A 12,058-nucleotide genomic window follows, 5' to 3' on the forward strand; every position below is an offset into this window, starting at 1 on the left:
TTTTTGATGGCTTGGTCGTCGCTCACCAGCGCCGATGCCGAGCCTGGCTGGCAAGCCATCGCCCTGCCCTCCTCCGGGCTGCTGCAGCTGCGGGCTGGCCGACGCTCGCCGGACAACGCCGAGGCGGTTTTGGTGTGCTTTCCGAGCGCGAAGCTCGCCGCCGCCGACAAGCTGCCCGAGGGCCAGGGCTTTGCCGTCGAGCGCGCCGACCCTGACGGCAGCGGCAAGCTTTGGCTCGCGCTTACCCGCAAGTCGGCAGGCAGCGCGGAGCTCTTCGCGTCCATGGCATGCGATGTCGTGGGCGCTCTGGACGACTCGGTCGCGGCCGGCTCCGACGAAGCCAAGCTCCTGCGCGTCTTCATCGGCCGCGTCGGAGCTTGGCAGGAGTTCATGCGCAAGGGGAGCCAGGCGCTGAGCCCCGAGGCCGAGGTCGGCCTCATCGGTGAGCTCGCGCTGCTGCGGGCCATCATCGAGGCGGGCGTGGCTCCCGCTACGGCCATCGAGTCATGGGTGGGGCCGCTCGACGGCATCCAGGACTTCCGGATCGGCACGGGAGCCTTGGAGGTTAAGGCCACGCTGTCGGCGGCGGGATTCCCCGCGCGGATCGGCTCGCTCGAGCAGCTCGACGACTCCACGCGCCAACCCCTCTTCGTGGCCGGCGCGCGCCTTCGGCAATCGGAGGGTGGACAGAACCTGCCGAACATCGTCGAGGCAATGCGGCAGGCGATCAAGGGCGATGGAGAGGCTGAGCGGCTGCTGTCCGAGCGCCTGCTCGCGGCCGGCTACATCGACTCCCATGCCGACCGCTATCCAAGAAAGTTCGAGCAGGCCGGCACGCGCGTCGTGGAGGTCGGGGCCAACTTCCCCCGCATGACCGCGGGCTCGGTGCCTGCGGGCATCGTTAAGGCCATGTATGAAATCGACCTCGACAAGGCGCCGGGCGACAACGTCGGCGCCGAGGGCGCATTGAAGAAGCTGGGAGCGGTCTAAGAATGAATTTGCCTGAATTCTTGCGCGAGACGCAGGCCGCCGTCCGCTCGCAGATGCGAGACGGCGCGCTGTATGAGGAACTGGTGTTCTCCGGCATCGTGATGGATCACATGTCGGACATCGGCATGACGTTCGAGCCGGTCGAGTGCCACTTCGAGGGCAAGGTGGGCAACGCCAACCTGCGCCTGAGCGGCTACTCGCTGTCCGAGGAGAGCGACCAGCTCGACTTGTTCGTGAGCCTCTACGCCAACGTCGATGTCCCGACGCCCGTGCCGGACGCGGAGACCAAGACCGCCGTCGAGCAGTGCCTGCGCTTTCTGACGCTTTGCGCCGAGGGCAAGATGGCGCCGAAGCTCGATCCGTCCAGCGATGTGCGCTCGCTCGCCGAGACACTTCAGGCCATCTACGACGACTTGGAGCAAATCCGCGTCTACGTCATCACCGACCGCGTCGCCAAGTCCAAGAGCTTCAAGACCCGCGACATCGGCGGCAAGGCCGTGCGCCTGGAAGTGATGGACATCGAGCGGCTGCACCGCCACTGGTCCGAGGGCAAGCCCCGCGATGAGCTCGTGGTCGATTTCACCGAAGTCTCGGGCGCGCCTCTGCCCTGCGTGTTTGTGCCTGGCGAGAGCGACGACTACGACTACGCCCTCACGGCGATCCCTGCTGAGGCGCTGCGCCTGCTCTACGAGAAGTTCGGCGCGCGCCTGCTCGAAGCCAACGTGCGGTCGTTCCTCAGCGTCAAGGGCAAGGGCGTCAACGCCGGCATCCAGAACACGCTGCGCTCGGCCCCCGAGCGATTCATGGCCTACAACAATGGCATCGTCATCGTGGCCGACGAGATGCGCCTGGGCAACCCCGGCGACGGCTCCGCCGGCATCGCCTGGCTCAAAGGCCTCCAAATCGTCAACGGCGGGCAAACCACCGCGTCGATCTACTTCGCCAAGAAGAAGTATCCCGACACGGACCTGAGCCGCGTGCGGGTGCCAGCCAAGATCATCGTCATGCGCGCGCAGGACTCGGCCAAGGAAGAGGCCCTCGTCTCGGACATCTCGCGCTTCGCCAACAGCCAGAACGCCGTGCGGCAATCGGACCTGTCGGCCAACAAGCCTTTCCATGTCGAGATCGAGAAGCTCTCTCGCTCGGTCTACTGCCCCGACGGCGTCGGCCAATGGTTCTACGAGCGCGCCTCGGGCAGCTACAACACACTGCTCGCCCGCGAGGGCACCACGCCAGCCAAGCTCAAAGCCTTGAAGGAGGCGATCCCGACGGCCCGCCGCGTCACCAAGACCGACCTGGCCAAATACATCACCGCCTGGGATAAGAAGCCCGACATCGTCAGCCTCGGCTCGCAGAAGAACTTTGACAAGTTCATGGCGGGACTGACGCCGGCCGACGGCCAAGAGGCGCCGCTGCCCAGCGTCGCCGACTTCAAGGCCATGATCGCCAAGGCGAAGATTTACCGCGACGCGCAGAAGCTCTTGCGGCCGATGTTCCAGGCCTTCCAAGCCAACGTGACCGCCTACACGGTGTCGCTCGTGGCCGAGAAGCTCGGCGACCGCATCGATCTCGACCGCATCTGGGCCAAACAGGCGGCGTCTCCCGAGCTGCTCGCGCAAATTGCCGTGTGGGCCAAGGAGGTAAATGACGTTCTGCACTCGTCGTCCGGCGGCAAGATGGTGTCCGAGTGGGCCAAGCGGCCCGAGTGCAAGGAGGCCGTGATGGGCGCGAGCTACTCGGCCCCGGCCACCAACATCCCGGAAGTGAAATAGGCTGATTCGTAAGGATCCCCTCGAAATCTTCTCCACGAAGCACATGCCTGAAGCAAATGACGCCGCGCAGTCGGCGGTGAAACTAGAGTTGCCCAACGACGCTCAGACGCTGACCGACGTCGTCACGGAGTTCTTGCTCGCTGTCTCCTCGGGTCGTGCGTTTGCCGTTGACGTCCCACTCCCCTCCGTCGGGAGTTCGAACTCGCATCTGGATCTGGCCGATGACTTTCTGGACGCGTCCCTTATCGCCGAGCGTCTTGGCGCCTATGCGACACGACGATCGATGTCGTGGACGAAGGTCGAGCACTTGAATGTGATCCGGCTTGAACTTGACAGCTACGACCCGCATGCCATGGCGCTGGAACTCGCGCGGATGGCGATATTCGTCGACTATCCCGATCACGAGACCGATGGTCTGCGCGGAGAATTCGAGCAAATCTGGGAAGCGCGATACGACTACGGGGAATCCCTGGAACAGAGCGAACTCCTGTTCCCCGAGATCGCCGATCACTACGTCGGCAACCTGATCATGTCGTATGGAGAGTGGGAGGACCCCGAGGCGCTGAGGGAGCATCTTCAGCGCCACCCGGAACGGCGGTATGGTTTCTTCGTTAGTAGGTCCATCCGCGCAGGTGGTCGGGCCGTTCTTTTGTCGGATGGCGAGTTGATCCTACCGGCGGACGCGTTACTCGCAGAGGTGCTCGAGAGCGCGGGTTACAGCGGTGAAGCGCTCCTGCCTGCACGGATGGTCATGACCGAGCAAGAGGCCAGTTTCATTGGCGGGCATGTAGTTGTCGGTGTTCCGTCAGAGCTCGTCACTCAGGCGATCGCCTGCGGCGATGAGTTTGTTCGACGTACGCAGTCCGAGCCGGACTCGTATGACCTCATTGCCTTCGAAGGGCGGGTCGCCGGTTCCGATGACGAGCCGTCCGCTTGGGTCGGCGATTTGTCGGGGTTTGCCGCACTCAGGTGCTCCGGATTCACCATCGTCTTCTTTAGCGAACACCAGCGCCCCACCCCGGGGCGCGCTGCTCAGGCCGAGGTCCTGCAATCTCTGGCAACAAGCCTGCACGATGGCGGGTCGGCCAAGTCGGCGCCCGATCTTCCGTGGGAGATGCTCGACGATGAGCTTTTGGAGCAGCTTTGCTGGGACTACCTGTACACATCGCCGCAGTTTGATCGAAACCGGCTGGAGAAGATAGGCAAGTCACGCTCGCGCGATGGCGGGCGGGACATAGTGGCCTGGACGAACCGCGCCCCCCCTTTCTATCGGCCCCCGGTCAAGTGGGTCTTTCAGTGCAAACACATCCGTGCTGATGACTCGCTGACGCCAAAGCACATCAAGTCCATCGGCGATGTGATCGAACAATACGATGCCGGGGGGTACGGCGTGATGACCTGCGGGTACATCGATGCCACTCTCCACGACAGGGTCGATTCGATCTGCGGGAAGCGCGGCGTGGAAGTGCGCAAGGTCGATCGCTTTCTACTTCAAGCTTTCGTGTCGGCGCGCCCGCATCTCGTCGAGAAGTATTTCTGGGTGCGCGGCCCTGTGAAGGGCTGATTTAGCCGATTCGGTACAAGCCCATGGTTGATGTCGTCTCCCCCGCCGACCGCAGCCGGATGATGGCCGGCATCCAGGGCAAGAACACCAAGCCCGAGCTGATCGTCCGCCGGATGCTCTTCGCCTCGGGCTACCGCTTCCGGTTGCATCGGCGCGACCTGCCTGGCACGCCCGACATCGTGATGCCGGGGCGTAAGGTGGCCGTTTTCGTCCATGGCTGCTTCTGGCACATGCACCAGGGGTGCCGATTCGCCAAGATGCCGACGACGCGGCCGGAGTTCTGGACAGCCAAGCTGGTGGCGAATGTGGCGCGCGACCGCAGCGCGGTCGAGAAGCTGCAAGGCCTTGGCTGGCGGGTGCTGTGCATCTGGGAATGCTCAACGCGCGACGCCGAAGCCGCCGCAGGCCTGCAAGCCGCCATGAACTCGTGGATCGAGAGCAGCGAGCCCCTTGGCGAGATCAGCGCACCGACACGAGGTTAAGCATGACCGATGCAACCACCCAAGCCCTCCGAGACTTGGCCGAAGTTCACCTCGCCGCAGCCCTCAAACCGTTGCCAACCGACAGGCTCGACCGCTTTGTCTTGTTCATCGAAGTGGTCCGCGCTATGGACTACTGGGGCACCCATGCCCCGGCCCTGATCGGCGATGACGAAAAAGTCGCGCAGTCATTCGATCTCATGTATTGGGGATGGAACAGGGCCGTGGCCGAGCTCTTTGAGCCGTTGGACCAGCCCGGCGCCTTCCCCATGATGGAGAGCACACAAGAGTCGCGCACATCCGCTGCAGGCCTCATGCAGGAGTTTGGCAAGGTGTCGTTGCTGCGCCGCTTGGCCGACATGTGCGAACGAGGCATCATGGAAGTAGCTAGGGATGGCGACGAGTTTCACATCCACATGAGCGAAGACGCGCGGACGCAGTTCGCCGATGCTTTGGAATTGGACAAATTCAAGGCCGCCGAGGCGCGATTTCCATCATCGAGCGCTGGCTGGACAATGGCTTCAATGCGCGATGCCTTCTGCTTCCCCGAAATGCCGGGCAACTATCTGGCAATAGCTAACGCGCCGGTAAAGCGCTGGCTCAGACCCGACATCCAGGAGTTCATCAAGCCGCTCGTGAAGCCGTGGGACACGGGCTATGGCGTGATGGTGGCGTATGACGCCCGAATCGAGGTGGACAAGCACTACATGGCCGTGGCGCTGGCTCTGGCCACGCCCTGGCGCGAGGACTCAGGCATTCATGCCGACGCAAAACTGGGCTCCATCACCGGCGCGGATATCGCGGGCGTCGGCGCGGCGCTCATTAGCCTTCATGCCAAACACTTCGGCTGCGTGTCGGTCGCCAAGAAGCTTTTCCCCGAGGTGTCGGTTGCTCAAAGCCTGACTATTTGGGGGCCAAGAGACACGCTCGAAGAGTCGATCTCCATCATGAGTGGACGCCCAAAGCCAGTGGTCCATGCAGTCTTCAATGCTCTGGCGATGACATCAGAGCAATCCAAGAAGCTCGCCGGACACTCCACGCCACTGATTCCACTGCTCTTCGACCTAGGCAATGGGTTCATCTTGCGGCCGGTCTCGTGCCTCACCCGAAACCCGTTCACGGCAGCCAGAACCCAGCATCAGTGGTTGGACCCGCGCACAGAGCACGCCGTCGCCGCCGACCGCGAGGATTGGATGCGCGAGCAGCTCTTTGGGGTGTTCGGTGGAAATCGCTATATCCGCTTCCCCGGCAACCTGAAACTTCGCCGAGGCGGCGCGGTCCTCACGGACATCGACGCGATCATCTACGACAAACTCACGGGAGACGTCGGCCTATTTCAGTTGAAGTGGCAGGACTACTCCACCAACGACGTGCGCCAGCTTCGCAGCAAGGCCGCCAACCTCTCGGCAGAGCTGGTGGACTGGTCGGCAAAGGTCAAGTCTTGGATAGAGGAGAACGGCCCCTCGGCGCTCGACAGGTCGCTGCGGCTAAAGCAGAAGAGGCGCGAGGCCGTCAAAGGTGTGCTGCTCTTCGCTATTTCGAGGTCGTCGGTCCGCACGCAAGGCTATGGCATCAAGACTGACGTCGCAGACTTGGCCATGGGCGTCTGGCCGCAGTTCGTTCGCGCGCGCATGGAGGTCGGCCCTTCCGCTTGGTCTTTGCGAGACGTTCACGCTCGGCTGATCGAAGAGCACGGGCAAGTTCCCACCGTACATCCGATGCCGGCAGTAATTCGGATCGCCGACAAGACGCTCAACATCCACGACTTTTGGAACCGGACAGACGAAAAGAGCAATGGCTCGGAAGATGGCACGGGAGCCGCCGACCGCGCGCTATAACGGGTATTAATTCGATGCCACCACACTGGCATGACGCACATCGCCGCCGCCATCGCTCTCGAATTCAGTCAAGGATTCCACGACTGCACGGGGCCTTAGCAAATGCGAAGGTGGTCGAGCGCAACCAAGCTGAGACGACGCCTTGTAAGACGAGGCGTGGAACCTGGCCAAGTCGCGGGACTTCCGAGTCAAAGGCGGAGGTAGCGCCTGCCGCCTACTTGCGCGGCGACGACATGAAGGCGTAGATGATCTCCGCGATCTGCTTGGCCAGCAGTGGCGGGACCGCATTGCCGATCTGCCCGTATTGCTCGGTGCGGTTTCCCTCGAAGAAGTAATTGTCGGGAAAAGTCTGCAGACGGGCGGCCTCGCGCACCGTCAGGCTTCGGCATTGCGCCGGGTCCGGGTGGATGTAGTAGTGCCCATCTTTCTTGATGTGGGCCACCACCGTCGATGACGGATGCTTGCCCATCTGCACGCGGAAGCGGTCTTTGAATGGGATCGTCTCCTCGTCCACGTTCACATGGTCGGGCAAGAGCCTCGGCGGGAAGTTGCGCAGGTCCGGGGCATATTTCTGAGTAGCCGCGAAGCACGCCGCAAACATGTAGCGGTGTAGGTCCGATCGCATGTGGCTGCGCGTCTCGTGCTGGAGGACGCCGCCCACCTTGGAGTCGAGATACCACTCGCGCAGGATCTTAGGCATAGCCTCCCCCGGATCGACTGCCATGGGGATGAAGGTCGAGCCAAAGGTGGCGTGCTTTTCGGCCTTCTTGATGAACTTCTCCATGGCGGTCTCGATAACGTTGCGCGCGGGAACGCGCCATCCTTTGAGCGCCAAGGGGGACTCCCGCAGGGCCTTCATCCACGCCTCTTGGGAGTCCGGCTCCTTGGACAACCGGCTACGCAACTCTGGAAGGCCTGCGAGCGCGGCGCTCACGCCGACCTTTTTCTTGAGCTTCGTCAGCAGGAAGCGCTCAGGACTTTCAGTCAGCGCCGGGGTCGCTTTTGCCACGTCGGAGCGGATGCCAAAAAGGATCACGCGGTGGCGGCTTTGGGGGATGCCGTGGTCGTCGGCCTCAATCACATAGTCGTTCGGGTCTAGCTCCTCCCCCTCTTTCTTGTGGACCACAAGCGACCTGATCTCGTAGCTCAGATCCTCTCGCGGCGATTTGAGGTCGCCGAGGATTTGCTCAAAGATGCGCTTGCCGGAGTTGGTGGAGTTGAGCATCCCCTTGACGTTCTCCATTACGAAGACAGCCGGTGCGAATTCCTGGATGATGCGCAGGTACTCGGTGTAAAGGAAGTGCTTGGCGTCGGCCTCGAACTTCTTTGGGTCCTTGCTGCGCAGGCGTGAGCGTCCAGCCAGCGAGTAGGCTTGGCACGGCGGGCCGCCGATAAGTACCCAGTCGGTCTGGTTGCCCAAGGCTTCCCGAATCCAGCCATCCACCTCCTTGGCAGGGGTCGCGCCGAGCTCCGCGCAGCGCGCCTCCTTGGCGGCGCGCTCAGCCGCATCCTTGATGTCGGAATGAGCCAGGAACGCCTCGCGCGTAATCTTCCCGCGGATGTAGTCGTAGTAGCAACTCGGGACCTCGCCCCTTGGGAACTTGCGGAAGATCGACCGCAGAAGCAGCGTTCGATGGGCAACGGGGTCCATCTCGACGGAGACCTTGACGGCGAAGCGCCGCGCGCCACTCCCGTCAAAAATAGACGAAAAGCCTTCGCATAGCCCCCCCGGTCCGGCGAACAAGTCGATCACCGGAATCTCACTGCACCGCGACATCAGTTCTTTTGCTCGTGTTCAATATGAAGTCTTTAAAGCGCGCACGCTGAAGCGAAAAAAGGGTCCGGCAGCGAGACGCCTGGACCCAGTTTCAATAACTTATATTTTAGCCGTACCATCCAGGGACAGACCGATGACTGCTCAACGCTCGACCCTCCTCGTGGAAACTCCGCACGCTTGGTGAAACAAGCCGATTCGGCGCCACCGACAAGCACTAGCCTCTCATCTCCCAACGCAGTGCGAAAGTACGTCCCGCAAGTCCAATCCAATTCGCTTCATGTCCAAGTGTCATGCAGTGGGAAGCGGCGGTTTGTTCGCAATGGAGAGAACAATCCGTTAGTCTCCCATCTTCCTGAATCCTCGATCCCGCGCCATGAACACCTCCAGCATGTGCGGCACCAGCGCAACTGCATCCACGCGCTCGCCATAGGTCTGCGTGTGCAGCGCGGCGTAGCGGTCCAGTTCCGTCTTGAGGCTGGCTGGGCATGTAAAGGTCAGCTTGACGCACTCGGTCCTGGGCAATGGACCGAGGCGCAGTTTATTCGTGCTCATTGCGAAGCGCTCCGCGGAAAAAACAGCGGCTGGTATGGCCGCAGGATGAGGTCCTTGCTCACCATGACACGCATCGGAAACCCCGGTCGGATTGTCAAGGTCGGCTGAATGCTCGCGTTGCGCTTCGTGATCTCCTGCCCTGCCTGGTTCACCGTGTCCTGCGCCCCCTCGCGCACGGCGATCACGAGGCGATTGCCGTCCTGGTCCGTCCGGCTCTGCGGCGCCGCCAACTCGGCGCCCACGCCGAGCAGCGTCGACAGCGCCGCGCCGGCCAGGATCCGATCCCAGTGCCAGTCGACACCGTCCTCCAGCCCGGCATAGCCAGCGGGTTCGATCCCCGGCAGCCGATCCAGCGCCACCGATGACGTGTCCGGCAGGATCAGCCGTGTCCACACCAGCAGCACGCGCCGCTGCCCGAACGCCACCTGGCTGTCATAGCGCCCGATCAGCCGCGAGCCCTGAGGGATCAGCAGGTGCCGGCCGGTCGCCGTGTCGTAGACCGCCTCAGTGACGGTGGCGATCACCTGCCCCGGCAGGTCGGAGTTGATGCCCGTCACCAGCGCCGCCGGGATGACGGTCCCCGCCATTACCTGGTACGGCGAAGCCGGCAACTGCAGACTGCCGGGATTGCGCGTGGCCGGGTCACCGGCATTCGCCAGAAAGGCTTCCTTTCGGTCCTGGCGGTTCTGCGCCACTACAGGATCAGCCGGCGAATCCAAGGCTGGGCTCATCGCGCCCAAGGGATTGAATGGCAGCTGCCCCGCGGTCAGCCCGGACCGCTCGACGTCCGCTGCGAGCATGGTCCGCTCGGCGGCAGTCCCCCGCTTTGCAGCGGCACCATCGCCGCTGCGCCGGAAGAACACCGAGGACCGCGCCGCTTCCTCGTCCGCCAATCGCTCGGCCTGCGCTGGATCGACGCCCTGCCCCGCCCTCGCCTCCATCGGCTGCTGCGCCTTCGCCATGGCCGACCCGAGATCGCCCGGCAGCGGCGGCCCCAGCACCGGTGGCGCCGGCTTCGGCGCCGGCGGCACCCCGGCATAGTCCTTCGGCAACTGATCCAGCCCATCCGCCCGCGCCACGCGGTCCACGTTGTACAACTCGGCGGCCGGGTTGCGCTCGCGCTTTTGCGACTGCAACGACCACATCGTGCCGCCGAGCACGGCCGCGGCCAGGGTGCCGACGCCGACCGCCAGCATGCGACGGTTGAGCCGCACGACCGACCGGGGCTGCGCGCGCAGGGCCACCGTCTCCGGCGCGACCTTGGGCGGGACCGGGGACGACGAGGGCAACACCGTGTCCTCCGCACTCATGACCCATCGCTCCGGGCACCTGGTACGCCGCCGATCGCGCCATCCGTGCGCTCGATACGCACCACCTCGGCCTTGCCGCCCTTGAAGCCGCCCAGCCGCAGCTCCGCCGCGCCGAAGAGGCGGTCTACCACGTAGTACGGCGAGCGGAAACGGTAGTTCACAAGTTGCCCGTCGCCCTGCGGCCCGATCACGAACAGCGGCGGCAGCTCGCCCTGCGCGATGCCGCCCGGGAACTGGATATAGACCCGCTGCCCGTCGTCGAAGGCGCGCAGCGGCTTCCAGGAGGGCGCATCGCCGCTGATCGCGTAGCGGAACCGGATCTGCTCCACCGACAGACCCGCATCCGCCGGCGCCGCGGCCTGTGCGTCCCTCGCCTGCTTCTGCAAGGCCAGCATGCGGTCCTTCGGATAGTCCCAGGACACCGACGCCATCCAGGCCTGCGGCGTCGAGGACAGCTCAAGCAGGTAAGTGCGCCGGTTCGTGGTGATGACCAGGTTCGTCTTGAGACCAACGCGCGTGGGTTTCACGAGCACATGGACCCGCTGGTTCGCACCGCTGCCGCTGACCGTGTCGCCCACGATCCAGCGCACCGTGTCGCCGGCCGAGACGGCCACCAGTTCCTCGCCCTCCTGCAGCGCGACGAGGGTCACACGGCCCGGGCTCGTGTAGACCTGATACAGCGCGCCGTCCGCATACGGCCAGACCTGAATCGCGTTGACGTAGCCCTCGCGCGTCGGCGCGATCCGGGCCTCTTCGTTGGCCCGCGAGACCCGCACTTTCTCATCGACGGGTTCCGGCGCCGGATTGGCTTCCTGCGCGCTCGGCAGCGCCTTCATCTGCCCAGGCAGCGGAAGAAGCTTTGGTACCTCCACCACCTCGATGGGCGGGGCCGGCTCGGGCAATGGCTGTGCGGTGGCGGCCACCGGCTCGTCTAGCGAGATTGCCGGCGGTGCCTTGCCCTGCGTGGCGCAGCCCGCGGCGACCGCCACAACGCTCAGCAAGATCGGCGCAGATACGCTTCTACGGAAATCAGTCTTCATGGCTTGGTTCCTTTCGCTGTATCCGTCGCATCGAGCTCGCGGCTCCACGACAGACCGTTGACGTAGATGCCCAGCGGGTTCCTGCGCAACCGTTCCTCGGTGCGCGGCGCCTGCAGCACGATCGCGAGCACCGCGGTCCAACGCTCCAACCCCGCTGCCTCGCCGTTGACGTAGCGGCGCTCGGTCCAGCGCACCTGGAACGACGAATCGCTCGCGCGCACCACGCTGTTGATCTGCACCGCCACCGAGCTCTCTCCGATGCGCGAGAACGGATTGTTGGCACGCGCGTGGTCGTTCAGCGTCGCGGCGCCGCGGTCCGTCGTGTACTCGTAGGCCTCGAGCCAGTTCTGCCGCACCACGATCGGATCGATCGACAATGACCGCACGTCGGTGATGAAGCGCGCGAGGTGATGTGCGATCTGCGCGTCGCTGGGCTTGTAGGGCGTGGCGGCCTCGCCGACCGCGCGCACCTGGCCGGCGCTGTCCACCTCGACGACATAGGGCGTCACGATCGACTGCGCCGAGCGCCAGACCAGCCCGCCAGCCATCAGCAGGGCCAGCGAGAGACAGCCCAAAGCCATCAAGCGCCAGTTCTTCGCCTGCACGCGCGCGCTGCCGATGCGCTGGTCCCAGACCTGCGCCGCGGCTTGGTACGGGGTGACGGGCTCGGGCGTGTTCGAGTACCGCACCTGGGGTCGCTTGAATCGCATGGATGGTTCTCCTCAAAAAGAAGCCG

At 64.1% G+C, this 12,058-nt stretch carries 10 protein-coding genes; 5 read left to right on the forward strand and 5 right to left on the reverse strand.

Annotated elements, in window-relative coordinates:
* Nucleotides 1-6 precede the first annotated feature (6 nt).
* The 5 genes from E5CHR_RS20925 to E5CHR_RS20945 are packed head-to-tail and all read left to right on the forward strand — an operon-like array spanning nucleotide 7 to nucleotide 6,643.
* Nucleotides 7-990, forward strand: a complete 984-nt coding sequence (locus E5CHR_RS20925; RefSeq protein WP_232062138.1) for a PD-(D/E)XK motif protein — start codon at nucleotides 7-9, stop codon at nucleotides 988-990.
* Nucleotides 991-992: 2 nt separating this feature from the next.
* Entirely contained in the window at nucleotides 993-2,762 is a 1,770-nt protein-coding gene (locus E5CHR_RS20930) for an AIPR family protein (protein WP_162581629.1), read from the forward strand.
* A gap of 43 nt (nucleotides 2,763-2,805) precedes the next feature.
* Nucleotides 2,806-4,326 carry a hypothetical protein gene (locus E5CHR_RS20935; protein WP_162581630.1) on the forward strand — a complete coding sequence of 507 codons (1,521 nt, stop codon included), beginning with the start codon at nucleotides 2,806-2,808 and terminating at the stop codon, nucleotides 4,324-4,326.
* Between the two features lie 23 nt (nucleotides 4,327-4,349).
* Complete coding sequence (locus E5CHR_RS20940) at nucleotides 4,350-4,808, forward strand: very short patch repair endonuclease (protein WP_162581631.1); 459 nt, start codon at nucleotides 4,350-4,352, stop codon at nucleotides 4,806-4,808.
* A 2-nt stretch (nucleotides 4,809-4,810) separates the two neighbouring features.
* A complete protein-coding gene (locus E5CHR_RS20945; RefSeq protein ID WP_162581632.1) occupies nucleotides 4,811-6,643 on the forward strand; it encodes a hypothetical protein in 1,833 nt (610 codons plus the stop codon).
* A gap of 214 nt (nucleotides 6,644-6,857) precedes the next feature.
* On the opposite strand, the gene E5CHR_RS20950 is transcribed toward E5CHR_RS20945, so the two are convergent.
* The 5 genes from E5CHR_RS20950 to trbF all read right to left on the reverse strand — a co-directional run bounded on the left by E5CHR_RS20950 (nucleotide 6,858) and on the right by trbF (nucleotide 12,032).
* Complete coding sequence (locus E5CHR_RS20950; protein WP_232062139.1) at nucleotides 6,858-8,396, reverse strand: DNA cytosine methyltransferase; 1,539 nt, start codon at nucleotides 8,394-8,396, stop codon at nucleotides 6,858-6,860.
* A gap of 360 nt (nucleotides 8,397-8,756) precedes the next feature.
* Nucleotides 8,757-8,972: a DUF2274 domain-containing protein gene (locus tag E5CHR_RS20955; protein WP_162581634.1), complete on the reverse strand. Its 216-nt coding sequence runs from the start codon at nucleotides 8,970-8,972 to the stop codon at nucleotides 8,757-8,759.
* Nucleotides 8,969-10,282 carry a TrbI/VirB10 family protein gene (locus E5CHR_RS20960; RefSeq protein ID WP_162581635.1) on the reverse strand — a complete coding sequence of 438 codons (1,314 nt, stop codon included), beginning with the start codon at nucleotides 10,280-10,282 and terminating at the stop codon, nucleotides 8,969-8,971. The genes E5CHR_RS20955 and E5CHR_RS20960 overlap by 4 nt, the downstream gene beginning before the upstream one ends.
* A complete protein-coding gene (gene trbG, locus E5CHR_RS20965) occupies nucleotides 10,279-11,322 on the reverse strand; it encodes a P-type conjugative transfer protein TrbG (RefSeq protein ID WP_162581636.1) in 1,044 nt (347 codons plus the stop codon). The genes E5CHR_RS20960 and trbG overlap by 4 nt, the downstream gene beginning before the upstream one ends.
* Entirely contained in the window at nucleotides 11,319-12,032 is a 714-nt protein-coding gene (gene trbF, locus E5CHR_RS20970; RefSeq protein WP_162581637.1) for a conjugal transfer protein TrbF, read from the reverse strand. The genes trbG and trbF overlap by 4 nt, the downstream gene beginning before the upstream one ends.
* Nucleotides 12,033-12,058 lie beyond the last annotated feature (26 nt).

Origin of the sequence: Variovorax sp. PBS-H4 (assembly GCF_901827205.1) — a bacterium.
In the GTDB taxonomy this organism is placed as follows: Bacteria; Pseudomonadota; Gammaproteobacteria; order Burkholderiales; family Burkholderiaceae_C; genus Variovorax.